Source organism: Iamia sp., assembly GCF_035575815.1.
GTDB lineage: Bacteria > Actinomycetota > Acidimicrobiia > Acidimicrobiales > Iamiaceae > Iamia.
On record NZ_DATLXO010000085.1, the window covers coordinates 1 to 24632 of the forward strand.

Below are 24632 nucleotides of genomic sequence, written 5' to 3' on the forward strand. Positions count from 1 at the left end.
TCGATCTCACCGAAGAGGGCGCCGACCTCGCGCTCGAGGACGTGGCGGCGGCGCGCCGGGCTCACGAGGCGGGGCACCACGATCTCGGCCGTCCGCTCGAGGGCCTGGCGGCTGTAGAGGCTGAGGTCGTCGGCCACCGCCGGCCACATGTCGTCCTCGAGGTTCATCCAGAGGTCGATCACCCCGGAGGACAGCCAGGTGCGCACGGGGTCGGTGAGCACCACGTCGTCGGAGTCGAGATCGAGACCCGCAGCCTGGGCGAGCGTCGTGGCCGCCCGGTGCGCGATCGCCGCGACCTCGGGCTCGACGGCGGCGAAGCCGAGGTCCTCGGACCAGCGCGCCCGCAGCCCGGAGGTCACCAGGGTCTCGATGACCGCCTCGTAGGAGAGCCCGGCGGAGGGGAGCGACGTGCGGTCGCGGGGGTCGGGTCCGGCGACCACGTCGAGGTGCCGGGCGGCGTCGGCCACGGTGGTGGCGAGGGCGCCCGACACCGCGGTCATCGACCCGGCCGGGTGCGGGTCGGGCACCCGCCCGTAGCTGGCCTTGTGGCCGACGAGCCCGCAGAAGCCGGCGGGGATGCGGGTCGATCCGCCCCCGTCGCTGGCGGTGGCCAGGGGGACGAGGCCACCGGCGACGGCCGCCGCCGAGCCGCCCGACGAGCCGCCGGGGGTGCGGTCGCGGGCCCAGGGGTTCCGGGCCGTGCCCCACGCCTTGGTGCGGGTCCAGCTGAGCGTGCCGAACTCCGGCGCCGCGGTCTTGCCCATCGGCACCGCGCCGGCTGCCCGCATGCGGCCGACCTGCACCGAGTCGTCGTCGACCGCCGGGCGCCCCTGGTACAGCAACGAGCCGTGACTGGTGGGCAGGCCGGCACAGTCCTCGAGGTCCTTCACCCCGAAGGGCACACCCGCCAGCGGGCCGGGGTCACCGCCGGCGGCGACGGTGGCGTCCACCACATCCGCAGCCGCCCGGGCCCCCTCGGCGTCGACCACGACGAACGCACCCAACGCCTCGTTGCCGGCGGCGATGGCCAGGAGGGCCACCTCGACGGTGTCGCGCGCCGAGACGGTGCCGGCGCGCACGGCATCCGCGAGCTGGTGGGCGGGGAGCCACGGCGAGTCGCTCACGAGGCCGCCTTCCGGGCCGGAGCCTTCCGGGCCGGGGACTTTCTGATCGCAGCCTTCTTGGTCGCAGCCTTGCTGGCCGGGGCCTTGCGGGCCGGAGCCTTGGTGGTCGGGGCCTTCCGGGCCGCGGCGCTTCTGGCCGGGGCCTTCCGGGCCGGAGCCTTCCGGGCCGGAGCCTTCTTGGCCGGAGCCTTCTTGGCTGCGGCCCTCCTGGCTGGAGCCTTCTTGGCCGGAGCCTTCTTGGCCGGAGCCTTCCGGGCCGGAGCCTTGCTGGCCGGAGCCCTCCTAGCGCCAGCCTTCTTGGCCGCAGTCCTCTTGGCCGCAGCCCTCTTGGCCGGACCCGTGCGGGACGGGTCCTTCCGGGGCACAGCCTTCTTGGTCGGAGCCTTTGGGGCCGCAGCGTTCGTGGCCGGGGCCTTCCGGGCGAGCGAGGTCTCCGGTGCCGCGACGATGCCCAGGCCGTGCTCGAGGTCCTCGAAGGCGGTCTCCACGCCCTCGGCCAGCACGTGGAGGTCGGGCACTGCACTGCGGTCGCCCGAGAGGCCGAAGGCCAGGTGACCGTCGTAGGAGATGACGGCCATGATCATGGCCATGCCGTCGACGACGCAGACGTAGGGGAAGGCCTCGAGCATGCGCGAGCCGAGGCAGTACAGCGGCAGCTGCGGGCCGGGGATGTTGGTGATCACCGTGTTGAGGGGCATGGCCCGCACCGCAAGGCGCGACCCGAGGGCCAGCAGGGTGGGCGGCGCATAGCCGGTGAGCTCCATGAGCGCATCTGCGCCGACGGCCTGGCCCATGTCCTTGCGGCTGGCCATGTGGGCGTGGATGAAGCGCAGCCGCTCGACCGGGTCGGGCTCCCCCACCGGCAGGTCGGCGGTCATCATCGACACGCGGTTGCCGAGCGCCATCTGCTGGCTCACGTCCCGGACCGACACCGGCACCATGGCCCGGTACACCAGCTCGTCGGGCACGTCGTCGCCGCGCTCCAGGAGGTAGGTGCGCATGGCGCCGGCGCATGCGGTGAGCACCACGTCGTTGAGCGTCGTCGAGGCCAGGTCGTCGCCCCGAGCCGCCGCCGCCCGGCGCAGGTCCTTGGCCCGATCGAGCGCGATGCGGACCGGCTCGAAGCGGCGGTGCGGGGTCACCGGGACGTTCCAGGGCGCCGACGGGGTGCTCCGGGCCAGGTCGACCACCGTGCGGGCCACCTGCCCGATGCGCTCGGCCGCGTGCTGCGGTACCCGCAGCGCGGCGCGCGCCGAGCGCAACAGCTCGGTCGGCTCCACGGTGCGCTCGACGAGGCTGTCGACCAGCAGGGTCGCGGAATCGGGGGCCGGCTCAGGCGTCCACGGCTCCGGGTCGGTGTCGACCACGTTGGCCTCGAGGTCGAGCAGGACCGTGGCCACGTCGACGCCCGAAACCCCGTCGACGAGGGCGTGGTGGGTCTTCTGGATGAGAGCGACGCGATCGTTCTCGACCCCCTCGACGAACCAGATCTCCCACAGGGGGCGCAGACGGTCGAGCAGCTGGGCCTGGATGCGGTCCATCAGCAGCTTGAGCTGGGCCTCCGATCCCGGCGCCGGGATGGCGGTGAGCCGTACGTGGTACGCGAGGTCGAAGCCTTCGTCGTCGACCCAGACAGGGCGGCCCTGATCGAAGGGCACCTTCATGATCCGCTTGCGGAACCGAGGCACGAGGTGCAGGCGCGACTCGATCCGACGACGCACCCGGGCCAGGTCGAAGCGTCCGTCGGCACCGAGCAGCGGGCCAGCCTCGAAGTAGGCCAGCGCGCCGACGTGCAGCGGTTGGTGGTCGTCCTCGATGTGGAGGAAGACGGAATCCTGGGGGGAGAGCCGGTCGTAGGACATCAGCCGGGAACCTACCGGAGCCCTCGGGGCACCTGCCGGGGCCCGGCGGCCGGGCCGAACCGACCAGGTGATCGGGTCGCACGGTGAGGGCCCGGCTCACTCACCAGGTCGCGGTGGTCCCGGGCGGCGGGGGCGACGGGCCCTACGTTGGTCGCTCGTGACCCCACCCCTGGCGACCTGCGTGTGGGACCTCGACGCCGAGCTGGTGATCGCCCTTCACCAGCGCATCGGGTCACCGGTCGACAGCTACGCCAACGGCAGCCAGACCTGGTTGCGCGGCGACGGCCCCGACGGCGTGCCGGTGGAGTGGCGCCTGCACCCCCGGCCGGACTTCGCCCGGCGCGGGCAGATGTCGAGCTACCACCTGTTCCCCACCGTCGCGGCCGCCCTGGCCCGCGGGGAGGAGCCCGAGATCGACCCGGCCGCGATCTGGACCGGTCTCGAGGTCGCACCGGCCTACGGCGATGAGGTTCCGCCCGAGGCTCTGGCCGCCAGCCTCACCGCCGTGCTCGGCCGGGCGCCCGACGCCTTCGGCCGGGTCGACCGCGACACCCTCGGCCGGGCGTGGGAACGCTCGGGCGGGCGCCTCGACGTGATCGCCCGGCTGCGCGAGCTGCTCGACCGGCCCTGATCTCGAGAAGGCGAGCGGGCCGATCACGGGGGCCCGACGCCAGGTGAGGGTTGACGGCCTCAGTCCGCAGTCGTGCGCTTCGACCGTCGTCGGTGCGTCGGATGAAGTCGAGGGCGTGGGGCAGCAGGAGTCGTTGGCGCTCGCTGTCCATCGCGAAGAAGCTGCCGACGACCCACCCGTTGCAGCCGCTCGACGCGCAACGGCACCGCCACCTGTCGCCCTCGAACGCGTTGAGGCGGTAGTCGATCGTGACCTCGTCGCCGGCCGCGATCGGCCGCCACGCGAACACCGTGACGCCGTGTCGCATCGCGTTCGGGTCACAGGAGTGGTTCAGGTAGCAGCCCGGAGGGGCGAGGACGGCAAACCGATCGAAGCCGAGCTCGCACAGTTGCATCCGATCCTGATGCGATAGTGCGGCGAGCTCGTCCGCGACGATCACCCGGGTGTGGCGGCGACGGAAGATGAACTCGCCTTCCACGAAGGCGCGTCGGGCGAAGACACCTCGGCCTTCGGGCCGGTCGCGCCCACCTCGACATCACTCATCATCAGGACCACGGTAGGTGCGGGCACCGACCTCGACGAGGCCAACCAACCGACCGTCGGGACGCGAGGTGTGCGCCGCTGCGTGCCGAGCGGGGGGTGTTCTACTGGACCCGTGGCGGAGGGCATCGAGCAGATCCTCGACCGAACGCACCGAGAGGCCGACCGGGATCGCCGACCCCGTCGCCTGCTGGATCGCCGGTGCACTGCTGCTCGCGTGGTGGTCCGTCGCCGCTCAGCTCAAGGATCCATGGATTCTTCTTCCGTGTGGGTTGACGCACGAACGCGTGTTCGACTACGGTGCGGTCATCCCTTCGAGGACCAGGGCTCGGTCCTTCGCTCATCTGACTGCTGCACCTCCGGTTCTGGTGGTGCCCGGGTGTCCTTGGAGGTGATCTCATGGCCGCCACGTGTGTGGACCTGGCTGCCCAGTTGGCGGCGATCGACGCTGAGCTGGCTGCCTTGGGTCCTGAGCTGGTGCCTGAGCGGGTGCCCGGCCATGCCTTGGCGGGGGTGGTCAAAGCGTTGGGGCGGATCAAGCGGCGCGCGGGTGGGGCGCAGCTGGTGCTGACCAAGGCCGCGGCTGATGCGGGGGCGTGGAAGCCCTCGGGGTGCCGGTCACCGGAGGAGTGGGCGGCCAAGGCGAACGGCACCAGCCTCGGCGAGGCCCGGGGTGACCTCAAGGCCTCCGAGCGCCTCGCCGGCCTGGCGGCGACGCGTGACGCGGTGGGCTCAGGGGAGCTCTCCGCGGAGAAGGCCCGGGCGGTGGCCGAGGGGGCCTCAGCGGACCCCGCCGCGGAGGGGTCGTTGCTGGAGAAGGCCCGCCGGGGTGATCTCGCCGACGTGCGCGATGAGGCCCGACGGGTGCGCCAGCGCGCCGATGAGGCCAGTGGGCGTGCTGCGCTGCGCATGTATCAACGGCGGGGGCTGCGGGCGTGGGTGGAGGTCGACGGCGAGGGCCGCGGGTCATGGAACGTGCCCCCAGGGTTCCAAGCGGTGTTCCTCGCCGCCCTGGAGCCGTATCGGGCCGAAGCGTTCCGCCTGGCCCGCGAGTCAGGACGGCGCGAGACCCCCGAGGCGCTCATGGCCGACGCCCTGCACATGTTGTGCCGCGACGTCCTCGCTGATCACCACCTTCCCATCCCCGACGACGACGCGTGCGCCACCGACGGCGGGGGCCAGGTGCGGGGCGACGACTCTGACACCGGCCCGGAGAGGCCTGACCCGGGCCGGCCGGGCCAACACGCTGCCCCGTCGAGCGCCACGGCCACGGCGCACCAGGGTCCGCAGGACGGCGTTGAGCAGCCAGCCGGCGGACCCGGCGGCGAGGACGCCAACCCCACGCCACGCCACGGTCCCCAGGACGGACTGTTCGACCCCGCACCCAGCGCCGCTGCGAACCCGGGCCCCAACGCCACGGGCCCGGCCCCCTCGCCATCGGCCAACGACCCCAGCGGCCCAGGAGGGGCACCGAGGTTCGCCGCCCGACCCCGGGGGGCGGGCAACCGGCGGGCACCGGCCCAGGTGATCGTCCGGGTCGACCACACCGCCCTGGTCCGAGGCCACACCGTCGACGGCGAGACCTGCGAGATCGTCGGCCTCGGGCCGATCCCGGTGTCCCTCGCCCGCTACCTCGCCCAGGACTCAGTGCTCCGTGTGCTGCTCACCGGAGCCGACGACGTCACCGTCATCACCAGCGAACGCCGCTACATCCCCGCCCCCCTGCGCGCCGCGGTCGAAGCCCGCGACACCACCTGCGTCGTGCCGGGCTGTCACGCCCGCCACCACCTCGAGATCGACCACGTCCACACCCCCTTCGCCCAAGGCGGCGCCACCAAGCTGGCCAACCTCGCCCGGCTCTGCCGCTACCACCACGCCCTCAAGACCTACTGCGGCTGGATCCTCGCCGGCCGACCCGGCCAATGGACCTTCCAACCCCCATGACCGCTGCGGCACCTCGGCGACGCGTGCGAGATCGTCACCGGCGTGTCCAGTCCGGCCAAGCGTCTCGCCGAGCTCTCTTGCAAGCTCGCTCGCAGAGGGGAGTGAGAGGCGCCCAGCTCACCTCGGCCTGAGCGCGACGCCGGCGTCGACAGCGCCGCCCGGCGGGGCTCAGTCGGGCGGCCCCTGCCAGGGCTGGTCGCGAGGTCGGTCGAAGAAGGTGTCCGTCTCCACCCCGTCGATGGCCGCGAAGGCCATGGCCCCCCACCGGTCGTGGCCGGCGAGCGGCATGGGCATGGCGTCGCGGGCGAACCAGCCCACATCCGCACACTCGAGCGGGTGGGCCTCGAGCTCGCCGCCCGTCGCCCGGCAGTGGAACACCAGCGAGTAGAGCGGGATCCGGCTGAAGCCCTGGCGCATGCCGTCGAAGCAGGCGATGAGCCGCTCGACCTCGCACTCGATGCCGGTCTCCTCGTGGACCTCCTTGCGCGCCACCTCGGCGGGCGAGTAGCCGATGTCGGCCCAGCCCGTCGGGTAGAGCCACACGCCCGAGTCAGCCCGTTGCACGAGCAGGATGCGGCCCTCGTCGTCGCCGACCACGGCGCCCACCGCGATCTTTGGCGTCACGTAGCCCGGCACCCCGGCCCCCACATGCTTCATCCACTCGACGACCAGCTGGGAGGGGTCGAAGGGGTTGCCCGCCGCGTGCTGGATGTCAGCCGCCACCGCCAGCACCTCCTCGAACCGCTCGCGCTCATAGATGCTGTCGGTGAAGCCCAGCCCGGTGCGGGCGATGCCGGCCAGGGCCTCGCTCCACCGCACCAGATCGACCTCGGAGGGCGGCGGCCGGTCCATGGCGCCGAACCTACCCGGCCCCCACGTACGGGTGGACCCGATCACCGGCCCCCGGTGGCGTCAGCCGGCATCGAGGGCGTGGAGCAGGGCGCGGCGCACCTCGGCAAGGTGGGTCTCGTCGGTGATCTTCGACCCGTCGGGGCCCCGCACGTAGAACGCGTCGACGACCCGGTCCCCCAGCGTCTGGACCTTGGCCGAGCGCACGTCGAGGTCCATCTCGGCCATGGCCCGGCAGATGCGCTCGAGCAGGCCCATCCCGTCGGTGGCGTGGACCTCCACGATGGTGGCCTCCTGGGAGGTCCCGTTGTCGATGCGCACCTCGGGCGGTTCGGTCCGGGCGCTGCGCAGGCGGTCGCGAGGCCGGTGGGTGCGCAGGCGGTCGGCCAGGCGGGCCCGGATCGCCAGGCGGCCGACGAGTGCGGCTTCGACGTCGGCCTCGACGCGGGACCAGACGATGGGCTCGTCGCCGGGCGGCGCCACCGTGACGCGCTCGAGCGCCCACCCGTCGTCGGACGACATGGCCTCGACGGCGAGCACCCCGAGCCCGTGGAGGGCCATGACCCCGGCGACCCGACGCAGCAGGCCGGGGCGATCGGTGGCCACGACGGTGAGGATGTCGCCGTTCCCTCGCACGATCCCCTGGGCGGCGGCGAGCAGGGCTCGGTGCTCGGCGCTCGGGAACGGGGGCGCAGCTCCACCCGAGGGTGCGGCGCCGAGGACGACCGCGGCGCGCTCGACGAGCGTCGCGACCAGGCCCGCCTTCCAGGCCCCCCACGCCGCAGGACCGGTGGCCTGCGAGTCGGCGATGGTCAGGCCGTGGAGCAGCCGCAGCGTGCGCAGCGAGCCGACCTTCTCCGCCACCCCCTCGTAGGTGGCCGGGTCGTCGAGGTCGCGACGGGTCGCCACGTCGGGCAGCAGCAGGTGGTGGCGCACCATGTCGACGAGGGTCTCGGTGTCGTCCGCGTCGAGTCCCATGCGGGGCCCGAGGTCGCGCACCAGCTCCATGCCCACCTCGGTGTGGTCGCCGGGGCGGCCCTTGCCGATGTCGTGGAGGAGCCCACCGAGCACCAAGAGGTCGGGACGGTCGACCGTGTCGAGCACGGCCACGGTGCCCGCGGCGGCCTCCAGCAGGTGCCGGTCGACGGTGAAGCGGTGGTACGCGTTGCGTTGCGGGCGGTTGCGCACCGGACCCCACTCGGGTAGGACTCGCATCCAGATGCCGAGCTGGTCGAGGGCCTCGATCTGCTCGATGGCCTGCGGCCCGACCGAGAGCAGGTCGACCAGCGCCTGGCGCCCGCCCTCGGGCCACGGATCGCCGAAGGGGGCGGTGTCGGCTGCGAGGCGCTCGAGCGAACCCCGGTCGATCCGGGTGCCGAGCCGGGCCGCGGCCGCCGCGGCGCGCAGCGCGATCGGCGGGTCGGCGCCGGGGTCGGCCTCGGCGGTCAGGCGCACCTCGCGGTCGCGGTGCTCCAGCCCGGGCTCGAGGGCCCGCGGCCGACCGCCCATCGACCAGCCGGGGCCGGCGAGCATGGCCCGCACCCGGTGCCAGGTCTCGTCCGAGCGCCAGGCGATGGTGCGGCCCCGCTCGGCGACCAGCGCCATCAGCCCGTCGGCCCCGCCGTCGACCTGAAGCGTGGCCGCCACCTCGTCCTGCTGGTCGAGGGTGAGCACGTCGCTCGATCGGCCCGTCGCCCGGTGCAGCTCGGCCCGCACGGCGAGCAGGTCGCGCTCGGCCCGGTCGATGCTGGCGTGGTCGTCGTCGAGCAGCACCTGGCGCGCCCGCTCGGCCCACCGCACGGCGTGGACGTCGCGCAGGCCCCCGCGGCCCAGCTTGAGGTCGGGCTCGAGCAGGAACGCCACCTCGTCGGCGCGGGCGTGGCGGGCATCGACCGAGTCGGCCAGGCGGGCCAGCCAGCGCTTGCCTCGCTTCTCCCACTGGGCGGCGGCCTCCCGGGCCAGGCCGTCGGCCAGCAGCACGTCGCCGGCGAGGAGGCGCACGTCGAGCAGGGCGGTGGCGGTGTCGAGGTCGTCGGCCGCCAGGGACAGCGCCTCACGGGGGGTGCGCACCGAGTGGCCGAGCTTCACGCCCGCGTCCCAGATGGGGTACCAGAGGGCCTCGGCGACGGGCTTGGCGTCGATCGCCTTGGCGTGCAGCAGCAGCAGGTCGAGGTCGCTGCCCGGGCACAGCTGGTTGCGCCCGTAGCCGCCGATGGCGACGAGGGCCACGCCGGAGGGGGCCGGGGCCACCGACGAGGTGGCCGGGTCGGTCCCGACGGCCCGGGCGAACAGGGCCTGCACCCATCGGTCGACGGTGCGGGTCCACGCCTCGACGAGCGCCACGCCTCGCACGCCCGAGGCCAGCACCGCGGCACCGTCGAACACGGTCGGGTCGCCGGTACGGGCGCCGCTGTGCGTGGTGCCGGCTGTCGGGGTCGCCATTCTTTCCATCAGGGTCGACAGGTTCGCGTCAGCATGTTTCGACCTCGTTTCCGCGCCGTGACGCCCCGGGGACGACCTTGGCTGCGCCCACGGGCACGGCCCTCACACCTCGCGCACCGCAGCGCGGGCCGCGACCTGCACCGGGTCCCACACCGACGAGAACGGCGGGGCGTAGGCCAGGTCGAGCTCCACCACGTCCTGCACCGTCATCCCTGCGGTGATGGCCACCGCGGCGGTGTCGACGCGCTTGGCCGCACCGGCGCCGCCGACGATCTGCATCCCCAGCAGGCGGCCGGTGCCCTTCTCGGCGATGGCCTTGACCGCCATGGGCTCGGCGCCGGGGAAGTAGCCGGCGCGGGTGGTGGTCTCGATGACCACCTCGGCGGTGACGAACCCGGCCCGTGCGGCCTCGGCCGACGAGAGACCGGTGCGGCCGACCTCGGTGCTGCACACCTTGGTCACTGCGGTTCCCACCACGCCCGGAAAGGTGGCGTAGCCGCCACCGATGTTGACCCCGGCGACGCGCGCCGTCTTGTTGGCGACGGTGCCGAGGGCGATGTGGATCCGACGCTGGGACACGAGGTGGTACGTCTCGGCGCAGTCGCCTGCGGCCCACACCCCCTCGGCGCTGGTGGCCTGCCGCCGATCGACCCGGATGCTGCCGCGGCGGCCCAGTAGAAGACCGGCCTCCTCGGCCAGGGACGAGCTCGGCTCCACCCCGAGGCCGAGCACGACGAGATCGGCGCGCACAGGCCCCGAAGGGGTGAGCACCCGCCCGGGCTCGAAGCCCTCGACCTGCTCCCCGAAGCGGGCCTCGATGCCCAGGCCCCGCACCAGCCCGGTGAGGCGATCGGCCATGTCGGGGTCGAGGGTGCGGGCCATGGGCCGCTCGTTGCCCTCGATCAGGGTGACCCGCGCCCCCCAGCGGTGGAACGCCTCGGCCATCTCCAGGCCGATGTAGCCGGCGCCGACGACCACCACGTCCTTGCAGTTGGACCGGCGGGCCTCGGCCAGCAGGCCGCAGCCATCGTCGAGGGTCTGCACGCCCCGCACCCAGGGCTGGTCGATGCCGGGCAGGTCGGGGCGGATCGGGTGGGCCCCGGTGCCGATCATCAGCTGGTCGAACCCGAGCCGAAAGGTGCGGTCGTGCGGAATGGCACGCACCGCAACGGTGCGGGCGTCGAGGTCGATCGCGGTCGCCTCGTGCTCCATGCGCACGTCGATGCGGTGCTCGCGCCGGAACTCATCGGGGGTCCGGGCCACCAGCTCGTCGGGGGAGGCGACGTCGCCGGCCACGAGGTACGGGATGCCGCACGCCGAGTAGCTGGTCCGGGTGCCCCGCTCCAGGGCGACGATGTCGAGACCCGGGTTCAGCCGTCGGGCCTGGGAGGCGGCGGCCATGCCGGCCGCGTCGCCGCCGATGACCACCAAGCGCTCCGACATGGCGTGAGGTTACCGAGAGCGCCCCGGGATCCCCGACGGGCTGGAAGAGAACCGGCGGCGGGGTCCTCCCGGCCGCGCCATGAGCCCCGGGCTCCGGCTGTGGGAGGCTCCCACAGCGGCCGGCGACAGCCCGTTCTGAGCCACCAAACGGTCACCGATGGCCGATCCGTGGCTCAGAAGCGGGGCGCCGAGGCACCGACGTGATCTGATCCACCAGGGGATACCCGTGGCCGAGGCCGCCGGTGACGCCATTGACCCCCTCCGAGCGTTAACCTGGCCACGCCCGTCGCCGAACCCGCACCGCAATGCCGACCCCCGGTCGCCCCCGGCGCGCCGGTCACCCCGTCCCCGCCGGTCGTCGCGCCGGGCGGTGGTCGTGGGTGCCATGATCAGCTGTGACCCCTGGGCCAACGCCCGCTTGGGTCTCGTCCCCCGCCGGAGCTGACCCCATGCGCACCACGGCCAAGGTCGACTACGCGGTGCGGGCCGGCGTCGCCCTCGCCCGAGTGGCAGCCGCAGCCGAGGCCGGCGGCCAGCGGCCGCCGCCGATGAAGGCCCACGCGCTGGCCTCGGAGGAGGAGATCCCGCCCAAGTTCCTCGAGACGATCCTGGCGGACCTCAAGCGCGCCCACATCGTGGCCAGCCAGCGGGGAGCCGCGGGCGGCTACCGGCTGGCTCGCGCGGCGGAGGTCATCACCGTGGCCGACGTGATCCGGGCCGTCGAGGGGCCGCTGGCCGACGTGCGGGGCGAGCGTCCCGAGACCCTGACCTACGGCGACGATCTGGCCGCCCTGCAGCGGATGTGGATCGCGGTGCGGGCCAACCTACGGGCGGTGCTCGAGCAGACCACCTTGGCTGCGCTGGCCGCCGGCACCCTCGACCCGGCGGTCGACCGGCTCGCGACCGCCGACGACGCCTGGGACCCGCACTGACCGGTGGGTTCCCGGTCGGCCCGGAGCTGCGTCGCCGGGACGCGCCCGCGGCGACGCAGCGACGCAGCGACGCAACGTCGGTGGGACCAAGGTGTCAGCTGCCGGCTCCGGTCCCTGGTCCCACGGCGGGCCAGCGACGGAAGAACTGTGACCGGGGGACGGCCTGGACACCCACGGCTCGGGCCTGCGCCAGCAGCTCGTCATCGACGTGGGGGGCGAAGCCGATCACCGGCACGTCGAGCGCGACGGCCGCCTCCAGCGCCCCGGGCCGGGCCAGGTCGACCACCACCAGATCGACGCCGCCCTCGGCCACTCGTGCCGCGACCGTGGCCGCCAGCTGCCCGAGGCCGACGACGACGACCTCGTCACCGGCCGATGCCAGGCGCGACCGGTCCATGAGGTCCGGGACGACAGCGACCACCACCCGGCCACCCGCCTCCCGACTGCTCATCGGCGCACCACGCCGTCACGGGTACCCGCCAACGGGGTGCTGCCCAAGAGGCACGGACGAGGGCTGACGGCTCCGCCCTCAGAGAGCCCACACGGCCCGGTCCGCCCGCTCATCGGCCCACCACGTCATCGCAGGACCCACGCGGCCGGGTTCTCATGGGCACGCACCGACGAGCGCCCGGGCGTCCGCGAGCTCCGCCGAAGACCGAGCCGGCGCGGCCCGGTCCCCTCGCGGTCAACGAGCAGTGTCTCACCGCTTGCCCTCCTGGCGCCGGCGGGCCAGCACGACGTGCGCCTTGGCCGCCCCCCACACGATGCCGGGCTCGTGCAGGGCCGGGTCGACATCGGCGAAGGCGGCGGGGCAGAGGTCATAGGCGTCGTCGGGATGGATGCGTCGGGCCACCTCGTCGCGGGGTGCCGGCGGCACCCCCGCCGCGACCAGGACCTCGGTGGGGAACCGGGTGGCGCCCCGCAGGACCGCCAGCGGACCGGTGGGCTGGTCGTCGACGTCGCGCGCCAGCAGGGTCCGCACGACGGGCCCCACCTCGACCGCGGCCCGCTGTCCCGCCTCGCGGGCGGCGGCCACCACCTCAGGAGGCGCCGGACGCCCGGCGGCGGCGTGACGCTCGGTGACCGCCCGGAGGACCCAGCCGGGTAGGGCGGCCTCGACGCCGTCGGCCAGGACCATGGCGTGGGCGGTGAGCGCGGCCCGGTCACCGGGGTCGTCGGGGGCGGGCGTCGGTGCAGACACCTTGCGGGAGCGCACCCTGCCAGGATGGCGCGGTGGATCAGCCCGTGCCCATCGCGCCCGGACCCGGCCAGGAGTCGGTGTGGGACTACCCCCGGCCGCCCCGCCTGGAGACCACCCCGAAGCGCCTGGTGGTCGAGCACGGCGGGCGGATCGTGGGCGACACCACCCGCGGCCTCCGCGTGACCGAGACGTCCCAGGCCCCCGCCTACTACCTGCCCGAGGCCGACATCGACCTCGGCCTGCTGCGGACCGCCACCACCCGTTCGTTCTGCGAGTGGAAGGGCACCGCGTCCTACGCCGACTTGGTGGTCGAGCCGGGGGACGGTCCCGCCGTCGTGGCCCGGGCCGCGGCGTGGACCTACCTGCACCCGGTCGAGGCCTTCGCCGCCCTGGTCGGCCACTGGTCGTTCTTCCCTCAGGCGGTCGACCGCTGTCTGGTGGACGACGAGGTGGTGACCCCGATGGAGGGCGGCGTGTACGGCGGCTGGGTGACCCCTGACATCGTCGGGCCGATCAAGGGCGGCCCCGGAACCGCGTACTGGTGAGCGGACCACGGCCCCGCCGGGAAGTCGACCGCAGGGACGCACGGCGGTGAAGATCCGCGCCCTGTCGGTGTTCGAGGGCGTCGTCTACCACTGCTCCCTCGTCGACGCCACCCACCCCTGTCGGCCCACCTTGGAGGTGGAGGCGGTGCTGCGCGACGGCGACGCGGACGAGGGCCCGATCCTGTTGTCGGTCGCCGAGTACGTGCTCATGGCCGGCGGCCCCGAGGTCGCCCGGCCCTGCCTCGACCAGCTGGTGGCCAAGGGGCGCATCGTCGACCACCAAGGTGTCGACCACGTCAGCTTCCCGACCTGGACACCCATCGACATCTCCCCCCCGGGCGAGGGCTGAACGGCCCTTCGACCCGGACGCCGGGTGCTTCTCCTACACTTCCGGCTCTTCCACCGAAGTCCTGGGACGTGCGAGGGACCCGCAGCCGATGCCGAAACCGCCCCTGCGACGTCACGTCTGGCCGATGGTGCTGGTGGTCCTCGCGGTGTCGGTCCTCGTCGGCTCCGCGGCGGGAGCCCAGACCACGACCGAGCCCCCGGCACCGGGCGGAGGAGCGGAGTCCGAGCCGGCCGACGAGGGCGAGGAGGGCGAGGGCACCGGCGTGCGCGGTGTCCTGCGGGCCGAGAGCCAACCGGTGGCCGGCGTGACCATCATCGTGACCGACCCCGACGGTCAGGAAGCGGGCGTGGCGGATTCCGACGCCGAGGGCATGTGGTTCGTCCCGCTCTCCACGCCCGGCGAGTACACCGTCACCCTCGATGCCGAGACGCTCCCCACCGGGGTCACGCTGCGCGACCCCGACCGCAACCCGCTCCGCCTGCCGGTCCAGGGTGGTCGCGCCCGCGCCGCGCTCTTCGGCCTGGTCGGACCCGGCGGTTCGGGCGACGGCGGCGTCAGCGGCGGCGGTACCGACCGCGACGCCGAGGGCAGCTCGGCGTCCGGCGCCGAGAGGAGCTCTCGCGGCTCCCCGACCCTCACCCGGAGGGTGGCGGTGCGTCTCGTCGACGGCGTCGTGTTCGGTCTCATCCTCGCCGTCGCCGCCATCGGCCTCTCGCTGATCTTCGGCACCACCAAGCTGGTCAACTTCGCCCACGGCGAGCTGGTGACCCTGGGCGCCATCACGGCCTGGTTCCTGAGCTCGGAGGGCCCCCGGCTGCCGGTGGTGCTGGCCGGTCTCGTCGCCGTGGTCGTGGGCGCCGCGGCCGGGGCGGCGGCCGAGACCGGGATCTGGCGACCGCTGCGCGCTCGGCGCACCGGGCAGTTCCAGGTGCTCGTCATCTCGATCGGCCTCTCCCTCGTGCTCCGCCAGGTGTTGCTGATCTGGTTCAAGGCGGGCGACCGGCGCTTCCGCCAGTACGGCATCCAGCGTGAGGCCCTGATCGATGTCGGTGCGCTGCGGCTCAACGGGCGCGACGTGGGCCTGATCGTCGTGTGCGTGGTGGTCCTGGTGGCCGTGGCCCTGATGCTGCAGCGCACCAAGGTCGGCAAGGCGCTGCGGGCGGTGTCGGACAACCCGGACCTGGCTGCGTCGTCGGGCATCAACGTGCGCCGCGTCATCCTCTTCGTCTGGATCCTCGGTGGCGCCCTGGCCGCCGGCGGCGGCGTGCTGCAGGGTGTGGCCACCAGGGTCGACTACCTCATGGGCTTCCAGCTCCTGTTGCTCATGTTCGCCGGGGTCATCCTCGGTGGCCTGGGCACCGCCTACGGCGCCATGGTCGGCAGCTTGGTGGTGGGCCTCGCCACCGAGCTCAGCACCCTCTGGATATCGAGCGAGCTGAAGACGGTGGCCGCCCTGGTGGTGTTGGTGCTGGTGCTGCTCGTGCGCCCGCAAGGGCTCCTCGGCTCGCGGGACAGGGTGGGCTGATGGACGTCACCTCCATCTTCGAGAACGCCCTGCGCTCCGCCGTCGGCCCCGAAGCGTGCGTGCTGGCCCTCGCGGCGATCGGCCTGAACATCCACTTCGGCTTCACCGGCCTGCGCAACTTCGGCCAGGTCGGGTTCCTGCTGTGTGGCGCGTACGGCGCCGCCGTGGCCGTCGACACCTTCGGGTGGTCGCTGTGGGCCGGCATGGCGTTCGCGCTCCTCCTGGCGGTCCTCTTCGCCCTCCTGCTCGGGGCACCCACGCTCCGCCTGCGGGGCGACTACTTCGCCATCGTCACCATCGCGGCGGCCGAGATCCTGCGCTTCATCGTCCGGTCGACCTCGGCCACCGACGTCACCGGGGGCCCGTTCGGCCTCCCCAAGCCCGCGGTGCCGGGTGAGCCCCGCAACACCGACCTCGCGGATGAGTTCCGCCGGCTCTCCCCCTTCGACGACGGGATCGGGTCCGGTCGGCTGTCCTTCAACGAGAACCAGCTCTGGGTCATGACCGTCGGCTGGGCGCTCGTCGGTGTCTTCTCGATCCTCGTGCTCCTGCTCATGCGCAGCCCGTGGGGGCGGGTGCTGAAGGCGATCCGTGAGGACGAGGACGTGGTGCGCTCGCTGGGCAAGAACGCGGTCTCCTACAAGATGCAGGCCCTCGTCCTGGGCGGGGTGATCGGCGCCGTCGGTGGCATCATCGGTTTCCTCAACACCGCATCGGTCGGCGCCAACAGCTTCCAGCCCCAGGTCACCTTCTTCGCCTACACCGTGCTCATCCTCGGAGGCGCCGCCACCCGCATCGGCCCCGTCGTCGGCGCCATCCTCTTCCAGTTCCTCTTCGCCGGGTCGCAGTCGGTGCTCTCCCAGCTCGGGGCCGAGGACCTCCTCCCCGGGTTCCTGCGCGACCAGAACGCCCAGGGCGCCCTGTCGCTCCTCCTCGTGGGTCTGGGCCTGATGGCGCTGCTCGTGTTCCGACCCCAGGGCATCTTCGGATCGAAGGAGGAGATGGCCCTTGAGTGACCCCACAGCCCCTCCGGGCCCCTGGGGCGCCTCGGCGCTGGGCGCGGAGGACCCCACCGGCCAGCCCAAGGCCGACCCGATCCTCGTCATCGACGGCCTCCGGCGCGTGTTCGGCGGCCTCACCGCGATCGACGTCGGGCACCTCGAGATCAGCCGCGGCGGGATCACGGCGCTGATCGGCCCCAACGGCGCCGGCAAGAGCACGCTGTTCAACCTGATCACCGGGTTCGACAAGCCCGACGCCGGCAGCTGGTCCTTCGACGGCCGCCGCCTGAACGGCGTGCGCACCCATCGGATCGCACGGATGGGCATGGTCCGCTCCTTCCAGCTGACCCGGGCCCTGTCGAAGCTGACGGTGCTGGAGAACATGCTGCTCGCCGGCCAGGGCCAGAGGGGCGAGAACGCGCTGATCGCGCTGCTCACCATCCCGTGGCGCGACCAGGAGGCCGGTCTCGTCGAGCGGGCCGATGCCCTGCTCGTGCGGTTCAAGCTCGAGCACATGCGCGACCAGCGCGCCGGCACCCTCTCGGGCGGTCAGCGCAAGCTCCTCGACATGGCTCGGGCCCTCATGTCGGACCCCAAGCTGGTCTGCCTCGACGAGCCCATGGCCGGCGTCAACCCCGCGCTCACCCAGTCGCTCCTCACCCACGTGATGTCGCTGCGCGACGAGGGCAAGACCGTCCTCTTCGTCGAGCACGACATCGACGTCGTGATGGAGATCAGCGACTGGGTCGTCGTGCTCGCCGCCGGCCAGATCGTCGCCGAGGGCACACCCCAGGCCATCGCCCGCGACGAACGGGTGATCGAGGCCTACCTCGGAACCACCCTGCCCCCGGCGATCGACCACGAGGACGACACGTGACGAGCGATGAGCCCGCAACCCCCGGCACCACCGGAGAGCCGCCCGCGGCCGGGACCGTCCCCGACCCGCTGCTCGTCGGGGCCGACCTCGTCGCCGGCTACCTGCCGGGCGTGAACATCTTGAACGGCTGCCACGTCGAGCTGGGCGACGGAGAGCTGGTCGGCATCATCGGCCCCAACGGTGCCGGCAAGTCCACGCTCATCAAGGCCATCTTCGGCCTGGTGGCGGTCCGGGCGGGTCAGGTGCTGCTGCGGGGCGAGGACATCACCGGCCGCCGCGCCGATCAGCTGGTGGCCGCCGGCGTGGGCTACGTGCCGCAGAACAACAACGTCTTCCCCAGCCTCACCGTGGTCGAGAACCTGGAGATGGGCCTCTACCTGCGCTCGGCGCGCTGGGCGGAGCGGTACTCCTTCGTGTGCGACCTCTTCCCGTTGCTCGCCGACCGGGGGCGCCAGAAGGCCGGGTCCCTCTCGGGCGGCGAGCGCCAGATGGTGGCCATGGCCCGGGCCCTCATGATGGATCCCCGGGTCCTGCTGCTCGACGAACCGTCCGCCGGCCTCTCGCCCAAGTTCCAGGTCGAGGTGTTCGAGCGCGTCGCGGGCGTCAACCGGGCCGGGGTGTCGGTGCTCATGGTCGAGCAGAACGCCCGCCGGTGCCTGCAGATCTGCGATCGGGCGTACGTGCTCGACCAGGGCCGCAACGCCTACACCGACACCGGTCACAACCTGCTCCACGACCCGAAGGTCATCGAGCTGTACCTCGGCACCCTGGCCGCCGCGGCCGCTCGCTGACCGCGCGCGCGGGGGGGACGGGGTGGGGCCCGGCTCGCGCCGGGCCCCACCTCACGTCATCGGGGATCGCCGATCAGACGTCGACGTCCTGGCTGTCGACGATCTCCAGCGCACCATCGACGAACTGCCCCACGGCGTAGCGACCCTGGGTCGGGTCACCGGCCTCGTCCAGCTCGAGGGCGCCGGAGGCACCGTCGTAGTCGATGTCCTCGTCGTCGTCGAGCAGGGCCTTGCAATCCTCGAAGCTCTCGCACTTCTCGCCCTCCTTGGTCACGCCGGGGACCTCGGCGATGATGGCCTCACCGTCGGTGGAGCCGGCCGCCTCGGCGGCGAGGGCGATGATGATGCCGCAGTCGTAGGTCTGACCGCCGTAGATGAAGTTGTTGTCGGTCGCCTCGGCGATGCGCTCGTTGAACTCCTCGCTACCGGCGGCGCCGATCACCTTCATCCCGTCGACGACGGATTCGTTGCCCTCCTCGACCAGGCCGGGGAACGTCGGCCCGAACACGCCGTCGGAGCCGTAGACCTGGTCGGCGGTGATGCCGCCCTCGAGCAGGCCGGCCACGATCTGACCGCCCTCGTCGAAGGAGATCAACACGACGGCGTCAGGCGACTCACCGATGATGGTGCTGACCTCGGCGTTGAAGTTGGCGGCCTCGGGGTCGTAGCTGACCAGTGGCGGCACCTCGGCACCGGCGTCGGTCAGGCTGGTGACCACGAGGTCACCGAGCGCCTGGCCGTAGTCGTCGGCCCGGGCGACGACGACGACCTTGGCCGCCCCGTCGGCGATGACGGTGTCGGCGATGATCGGCGCCACGGCCTCGTCGGGCGGGACCGTGCGGAAGAAGAACTCGGCGTTCTCCTGATCGGTGAAGGCCGGCGAGGTGTTCGAGCCTGAGCACTGGGGGATCTGCTCGTCGAAGAGGAGCTGGATGAACTCCTGGCTGTTGCCCGACGCGGCGGCGCCGACGATGGCGTGGGCGCCCCCGTTGACCAGGCGGGTCGCGCTCTCGCGCGCCGTCTGGGGCGTCTCACCCTCGTCCGCGGTCTCGAGGGTGACGTCCTCGCCGAGGACGCCGCCGCCCTCGTTGATGTCGTCGACAGCAAGCTGGATGCCCTCGATCATGGGCGGTCCGAGGAAAGCGAGGGGACCGGTCTCGGGCAGCACGCGACCGATGATCAACGCGTCGTCGCCACCCCCGCCCCCGGACTCCTCGGCGCCCGTGTCGCCGGAGGTGTCCTCGTCGTCGTCACCGCACGCCGCGGTCACCAGAACGAGGGAGAAGAGAACCGCTCCCGCCCTCAACAACGAACTACGTCGCATTGCTGTCCTCCGATGTCGGGTCCGCCTCGTCACCGAGGCGGGCGTGGACGATGAGCCACGCCGACCGGAGGCTACCTCCTGTTCACCCGGAGGGTGACGCATGTCGCAGCGGGGGCCCGGCTCAACCGAGGCCGACGCGCGCCAGCACCTCGTCGAGGCTCGCCACCATGCCGGCGTAGAAGGTGCCGAACTCGCCGTAGAGGGCCGATGCGGTGTCGAAGCGCATCGTGTACACGACCTCCTTGAGGTCGTCGGGGTGCACCGCGAACAGCGTGACGCCCCACTCGAAGTCGTCCACCCCGGTGCTGCCGGTGACGACCTGGAGCACCCGCCCCGCGAACTTGCGGCCTGAGCCGCCGTGTTCGTACATCAGCTCCTTGCGCTCGTCGTAGGGCAGGGTGAACCAGTTGGCCCCGACGTTGCGGCGCTTCGACATGGGATAGAAGCACCACGCCTCCTTGCCTTCGGGCGGGAGCTGGGGCCAGAGCCGGGCCTCGGCCATCTCGGCGGGGAGGCCCTTGGCGTACTCGGAGAGCTCGGTGAGCGAGACGTAGGAGTCGACCAGCACGAGCCCGGCGCGGCGGAGGTCGGTCTGCAGGACGCGGAGGCGCCAGAGGTCGGAGCCGAGCGCCATGGTGGCCAGGTCGGCCTTGTGCCCGAGGAGGGCGACGGGCACCACCTGGACGCCGTCGGCTTCGGCCGCCTTCACCGCCACGGCCACGGCGGGGGCGTCGACCGGACGTTCTGCAGGGGTCGGCGCCCGCCAGAACAGGTGCAGCACCCCCTGCCCGGTGGCAGGGACCATGGGCTCGCTCATCGGTGGGCCAACCCGTCGGGAGTCGTGCTCACCGGGGTGCTGGATTCTGGGCACCGATGAGCGCTGCCGGCTCCACAGGCTCCGCCGTCAGAGAGCCCGTGCTGGCTGGTTCGCTCGCTGCGCTCGCTCATGGCGAGCAACCTACCGGCGTCCCCGACGGCTCCACGAGGCGCGGCGGTCCGGGCGGCGGCCCCGCTCGCCGGCGACGGGACCCGTCTCGGGGTGACCGCCCGGAGCGGAGGGGTAGGAAGGCCCGACCATGCAGATCGTCCTCACCGACCGTGGGCGGGTCCACGAGCTCGACGTCGTCGTCCACGACCCCGACGCCACCGTGGCCGACCTGGTCGTCGCCCTCGCCGGTGAGCGCCCCCACCTCGCCCTCGAGGCCCAGGGGGTGGTACTGCCCCCGGAGCGGCGCATCGACCGGGCCGGCATCCGCAGCGGTGCGCCGGTCCGGCTCGTGCCCACGCCCTCGCCGGGACGGTCCGCCCTCGACGGCGCCGGTGCCGTCGACGACCATGACGCCCCGCCCCTCGGCCTCACCGAGGTGGCGGTGATCGGCGGGCTCGACGCCGGGGCGCGTGCCGTCCTGGGCGCCGGCCGCTGGCCGCTCGGCCGCGAGACGGCGACGCTCACGCTCGACCACGACACCGTGTCGAGCCACCACGCGACCCTGGTGATCGACCCCGACGGCGGCACCACGCTCGCGGACGAGGGATCGCTCAACGGCACCTGGGTGAGCGGGCGGGTGGCGACGAGCGCGGTTGCGCTGCACCCCGGGGAGGTGGCCCGGGTAGGCGCGGTGCAGATCGTCGTCCGCCGCCTGATCGACGACGACCGACCCGTCGGGCTGGTCACCGGGCCGGGGCGGGGCGGGGCCACCGTGCCGTTCAACCGCCCGCCCCGGCCCGCCCCGCCCGAGGCCCCCGAGGCCGTCGACACGCCGAAGGCACCCGGCGAACCCACCGGCGCGTCGGCCATCGGCATCATGTCGATCATCGCCCCCCTGCTGTTCGGCGGCGCCATGGTGCTCATCACCGGCCAGATGTACTTCGCCCTCTTCATCCTGCTCAGCCCGGTGATGGTGATCGGCAACGCCGTCGACTCCAAGCGGCGGGGCAAGAAGGGGAAGAGGAAGGACGCCGCCCGCTTCGGGCGCGAGGTCGAGGAGCTGGCCGCGACCCTCGCCGAGCTGGCCCAGGCCGAGCGGGCGCGCCGGGTCGACGAGATCCCCGACCCGGCCGAGCTGATCCGCCGCATCGAGGAGCCCAGCACCCGTCTGTGGGAGCGACGTCCCGGGCACGGCGACTGGCTCCACCTGCGCGCCGGCATCGGCTCCGAGGCGTGGACGCCGCCCATCCACGGCGACCGTCGCGGCCAGGCCGAGGAGGTCCGCGAGGTCATCCGCGCCGCCAGCCGCATCGCTGACGCGCCGGTGTTGGTCGACCTCGACCGCGGCGGCGTGGTCGGCGTGGTCGGGCCCCGCGCCGCAGCGCTCGCCGTGGCCCGCTCGCTGGTCGTGCAGGCCTGCGCGCTCCACGGACCGGCCGACCTCCCCGCGCTGGTGATGAGCGGGCCGGAGGACGGCGGGGATTGGGACTGGGCCAAGTGGCTGCCCCACACCCTCGACCCGGGCGGGTCCGGGCACCGGCTGATCACCCAGGACCCCGACGGGGCCGAGGCGGTGTGCCGGGCCATGCTCGAGGCGGCCGAGGCGCGCCGGGCCGACGACCGCGGCGCTCGGGAGGACGGCGCCGGGCCGGCCACCCTCGTCGTGGTCGACGACGAGAGCCTCACCGAGGGTCGTCGGGCCCCGGTGCGCTCGGTGCTCCGCGGCGCCGCGGGCCGGGTGGCCGGCATAGTGGTGGCCGCCACCGAGGACCGCCTCCCCGCGGTGTGCACGACGGTGATCGAGGTCGCGGATCACGACGGCCGGGCCCGGGTGCACCACCTCCGCACCGGCGTCCTCCTGAACGACGTGTTGGCCTGCGGGGCCTCGGAGCCCACCGCCCGTCGGGCCGCTCGCGGCCTCGCCCGCTTCGACGACCCCGAGCTCGACGTGGCCGGGGCCGGCCTCCCGCCGATCGTCGCCCTCCTCCCGCTCCTCGGCATGGACGAGCCGTCGGCCGTCGATGTCGCGGCGCGGTGGGCCGCCGGCGGCGACGACCCCGACCTGGTCGGGCCGATCGGCGTGTCCGAGGACGGCATCCTCGCCCTCGACCTGGTGCGCGACGGCCCCCACGGCCTCGTGGCCGGCACCACCGGCGCCGGAAAGTCCGAGCTGCTGCGCTCGCTGGTGGCGGGGCTGGCGGCCGGGTCGTCGCCGGACCACTGCACGTTCGTGCTGGTCGACTTCAAGGGCGGCAGCGCCTTCGACCGCTGCGCCCGGCTGCCCCACACGGTGGGCATGGTCACCGACCTCGACGCCCACCTGGCGGAGCGGGCCCTGCGGTGCCTCGAAGCCGAGCTGCGCTACCGCGAGCGGGTGCTCCGCGACGCCGGGGCCCCCGACGTGCCCGCCTACCGCCGCCTCCGCCAGCCGGATCTGCCCACCCTCCCGCGGCTCGTCGTGGTCATCGACGAGTTCGCCACCTTGAAGGCCGAGCTGCCCGACTTCGTCGAGGCCCTCGTCGGCGTGGCCCAGCGCGGTCGCAGCCTCGGCGTGCACATGGTGCTGGCCACCCAGCGCCCGAGCGGCGCGGTGAGCGAGAACATCAAGGCCAACACCAACCTGCGCATCGCCCTGCGGGTGCAGGACACCGGCGACTCCAAGGATGTGATCGACGTCCCCGACGCAGCCCGCATCGGGCGGGCCCAGCCCGGACGGGCCCTGGCCCGTTTCGGGCCCGGTGAGGTGATCCCGCTGCAGTCGGCCCTCAGCACCGGCATCTCCCGGGCCGGCTCGGGCCCGGTGGACGTCCGCCCCTTCCGCCTGGGCGCCGGCGGCGGGTCGGCGACCGGGGTGGAGCGCACCGAGGGCCCGACCGACCTCTCGCTGCTGGTCGATGCGTGTCGCGCCGCGCACGCCGCCTCCGGCCGCCCGGCCCCGCGGCGCCCGTGGCCCGACCCACTGCCCGACGACGTCGAGCTGGCCGACCTCCGCGCCGCGGCACCGACGCCGAGGCCGTTCGGCGAGGTCGGGTCCGAGGTCACCTTCACCCTCGCCGACATGCCGGACCGCCAGACGCAGGTCCCCGCGGGATGGCTCCCCGCCGACGGGAACCTGGTGCTCGCCGGGCTCCCCGGCACCGGGACCACGACCGCCCTCGCCACCGTCGCCCTGGCGGCCGCCCGAGCCAGCCCCCCCGACGACCTGCACGTGTACGCACTCGACTTCGGCACCGGTGAGCTGGAGGTGCTCGAAGGACTGCCCCACGTCGGCGCCGTCGTCCCCGCCAACGACCGCGAGCGCCAGGCCCGCCTCGTCGCCTGGCTCCGCAGCGAGCTGGATCGACGACGCGGGCTGCGCTCGCCGCGCTCCACCGAGGCCCGCATCCTGGTGCTGCTCGACGGCGTGGGCCCGTTTCGAGCCGAGTGGGACGAGGCCATCAGCCCCGTGCTCGACGGGTTCGCCCGGGTGTTCACCGAGGGCCCCGAGCTCGGGGTCCACATGGCCGTCTCGGTCGACCGGACCACCACCCTCGCCAGCCCGCTGCGGGGGCTCGTGCGCCAGCTCCTCCTCTTCCGCCTGGGCGACGACCTCGACTACTCCCAGGCCGGGTTCCGGTCCACCGACCTGCCCGAGTTCGTCCCCGGTCGCGCCGTCGACTCCGAGCGTCGGCTCGAGGTGCAGGTCGCCCGACCCGGGGCCGGCATCGGGGCCGAGGTCGTCGCCGTCGGCGCCCTCCACCTCGCGCCGCAGCGGGCGCCGGTGGGCATCGGATCGCTGCCGCGCGAGGTCACGGTCGAGACCGTCGCCGCCCATGCCGCCCTCGACGCCCTGCCTCGGCATCTCACCATCGGCGTCAGCGAACGGACCCTCACCCCGACCGGCTTCACGCTGTATGAGGGTGAGCACGCCCTCGTCGCCGGGCCCGCTCGCTCCGGGCGGACCACCGTGCTGGCGGTCACCGGCGCGGTGGCGCGACGGGCCGGGTGGTCCACCGCGGTGGTCGCCGGCCGCCGATCGAGCCTCGGTGCCGACGGGGGGCTGGGTCCGGTCATCCGGCCTGAGGAGCTGGCCGCCGCGCTGCCGTCCCTGCTCGAGGGCCTCGACCCGACCCGGCCGCCGCTGCTGCTGCTGGTCGACGACATGGAGCTGGTCGACCCCGACGGAGCGGTGATGCCCGGTGTGCTGGCCCGCCCCGACGTGCTGGTGGTCGCGGCGGGGAGGGCCGACACGCTCCGAGGCCTGTACTCCCACTGGGCCCGCACCGTGCGCCAGAGCCGGGCCGGCCTGCTGCTCCAGCCCGACGTCGACCTCGACGGCGACCTG

At 73.5% G+C, this 24632-nt stretch carries 19 protein-coding genes and 2 pseudogenes; 11 read left to right on the top strand and 10 right to left on the bottom strand.

Annotated elements, in window-relative coordinates; genetic code table 11:
- Positions 1-1124, bottom strand: a 1124-nt coding sequence (locus tag VNL12_RS08860; RefSeq protein WP_325593658.1) for an amidase, incomplete at its 3' end; no start/stop codon positions are given.
- A complete protein-coding gene (locus VNL12_RS08865) occupies positions 1121-2986 on the bottom strand; it encodes a wax ester/triacylglycerol synthase family O-acyltransferase (RefSeq protein ID WP_325593660.1) in 1866 nt (621 codons plus the stop codon). The genes VNL12_RS08865 and VNL12_RS08860, both read right to left, overlap by 4 nt.
- 157 nt (positions 2987-3143) lie before the next feature.
- Here VNL12_RS08865 and VNL12_RS08870 point away from each other — a divergent pair, with 157 nt between their 5' ends.
- Positions 3144-3617 carry a hypothetical protein gene (locus VNL12_RS08870; protein WP_325593662.1) on the top strand — a complete coding sequence of 158 codons (474 nt, stop codon included), beginning with the start codon at positions 3144-3146 and terminating at the stop codon, positions 3615-3617.
- A gap of 250 nt (positions 3618-3867) precedes the next feature.
- Here VNL12_RS08870 and VNL12_RS21230 read toward each other — a convergent pair.
- Positions 3868-4113 (bottom strand): annotated as a pseudogene (locus tag VNL12_RS21230) (SET domain-containing protein-lysine N-methyltransferase); the annotation flags it as partial.
- Positions 4114-4556: 443 nt separating this feature from the next.
- On the opposite strand from VNL12_RS21230, the gene VNL12_RS08875 reads away from it, so the two are divergent.
- The gene (locus VNL12_RS08875; protein WP_325593664.1) at positions 4557-6101 is read left to right on the top strand and encodes a hypothetical protein; all 1545 of its coding nucleotides are present in this window, start codon (positions 4557-4559) and stop codon (positions 6099-6101) included.
- Between the two features lie 168 nt (positions 6102-6269).
- Here the strand turns inward: VNL12_RS08875 and VNL12_RS08880 are convergent, their stop codons facing one another.
- From VNL12_RS08880 to VNL12_RS08890, 3 genes are all read right to left on the bottom strand, one after another.
- The gene (locus VNL12_RS08880; protein ID WP_325593666.1) at positions 6270-6953 is read right to left on the bottom strand and encodes an NUDIX hydrolase N-terminal domain-containing protein; all 684 of its coding nucleotides are present in this window, start codon (positions 6951-6953) and stop codon (positions 6270-6272) included.
- A gap of 60 nt (positions 6954-7013) precedes the next feature.
- On the bottom strand, positions 7014-9392 hold the full coding sequence (locus tag VNL12_RS08885; protein WP_325593668.1) for a [protein-PII] uridylyltransferase: 2379 nt from the start codon (positions 9390-9392) through the stop codon (positions 7014-7016).
- Positions 9393-9494: 102 nt separating this feature from the next.
- The gene (locus VNL12_RS08890; protein ID WP_325593670.1) at positions 9495-10835 is read right to left on the bottom strand and encodes an FAD-dependent oxidoreductase; all 1341 of its coding nucleotides are present in this window, start codon (positions 10833-10835) and stop codon (positions 9495-9497) included.
- Between the two features lie 449 nt (positions 10836-11284).
- Between VNL12_RS08890 and VNL12_RS08895 the strand changes: the two genes are divergently transcribed.
- Positions 11285-11767: an Rrf2 family transcriptional regulator gene (locus tag VNL12_RS08895; protein WP_325593672.1), complete on the top strand. Its 483-nt coding sequence runs from the start codon at positions 11285-11287 to the stop codon at positions 11765-11767.
- Positions 11768-11861: 94 nt separating this feature from the next.
- On the opposite strand, the gene VNL12_RS08900 is transcribed toward VNL12_RS08895, so the two are convergent.
- Complete coding sequence (locus VNL12_RS08900) at positions 11862-12218, bottom strand: hypothetical protein (protein WP_325593673.1); 357 nt, start codon at positions 12216-12218, stop codon at positions 11862-11864.
- Between the two features lie 249 nt (positions 12219-12467).
- Positions 12468-12983, bottom strand: a complete 516-nt coding sequence (locus tag VNL12_RS08905; protein WP_325593674.1) for a hypothetical protein — start codon at positions 12981-12983, stop codon at positions 12468-12470.
- 17 nt (positions 12984-13000) lie between these two features.
- Between VNL12_RS08905 and VNL12_RS08910 the strand changes: the two genes are divergently transcribed.
- From VNL12_RS08910 to VNL12_RS08935, 7 genes and pseudogenes are all read left to right on the top strand, one after another.
- Entirely contained in the window at positions 13001-13513 is a 513-nt protein-coding gene (locus tag VNL12_RS08910; RefSeq protein ID WP_325593676.1) for a DUF427 domain-containing protein, read from the top strand.
- A 46-nt stretch (positions 13514-13559) separates the two neighbouring features.
- Positions 13560-13862, top strand: a complete 303-nt coding sequence (locus tag VNL12_RS08915; RefSeq protein ID WP_325593678.1) for a hypothetical protein — start codon at positions 13560-13562, stop codon at positions 13860-13862.
- 124 nt (positions 13863-13986) lie between these two features.
- The gene (locus VNL12_RS08920) at positions 13987-15387 is read left to right on the top strand and encodes a branched-chain amino acid ABC transporter permease (RefSeq protein ID WP_325593680.1); all 1401 of its coding nucleotides are present in this window, start codon (positions 13987-13989) and stop codon (positions 15385-15387) included.
- Positions 15387-16403: a branched-chain amino acid ABC transporter permease gene (locus tag VNL12_RS08925; protein ID WP_325593682.1), complete on the top strand. Its 1017-nt coding sequence runs from the start codon at positions 15387-15389 to the stop codon at positions 16401-16403. Before VNL12_RS08920 ends, VNL12_RS08925 begins: the two co-directional genes overlap by 1 nt.
- Positions 16404-16554: 151 nt before the next feature.
- Positions 16555-17001, top strand: a pseudogene (locus VNL12_RS21235) (ABC transporter ATP-binding protein); the annotation flags it as partial.
- Between the two features lie 114 nt (positions 17002-17115).
- A complete protein-coding gene (locus VNL12_RS21240) occupies positions 17116-17265 on the top strand; it encodes a hypothetical protein (RefSeq protein WP_414654869.1) in 150 nt (49 codons plus the stop codon).
- A complete protein-coding gene (locus tag VNL12_RS08935) occupies positions 17262-18056 on the top strand; it encodes an ABC transporter ATP-binding protein (RefSeq protein WP_325593686.1) in 795 nt (264 codons plus the stop codon). The genes VNL12_RS21240 and VNL12_RS08935 overlap by 4 nt, the downstream gene beginning before the upstream one ends.
- A gap of 73 nt (positions 18057-18129) precedes the next feature.
- Here the strand turns inward: VNL12_RS08935 and VNL12_RS08940 are convergent, their stop codons facing one another.
- Entirely contained in the window at positions 18130-19326 is a 1197-nt protein-coding gene (locus tag VNL12_RS08940) for an ABC transporter substrate-binding protein (protein ID WP_325593688.1), read from the bottom strand.
- A gap of 175 nt (positions 19327-19501) precedes the next feature.
- Positions 19502-20185 carry a chlorite dismutase family protein gene (locus tag VNL12_RS08945; RefSeq protein WP_325593691.1) on the bottom strand — a complete coding sequence of 228 codons (684 nt, stop codon included), beginning with the start codon at positions 20183-20185 and terminating at the stop codon, positions 19502-19504.
- A 271-nt stretch (positions 20186-20456) separates the two neighbouring features.
- On the opposite strand from VNL12_RS08945, the gene VNL12_RS08950 reads away from it, so the two are divergent.
- Positions 20457-24632: FtsK/SpoIIIE domain-containing protein (locus VNL12_RS08950; RefSeq protein ID WP_325593693.1), on the top strand; the 4176-nt coding region annotated here is incomplete at its 3' end.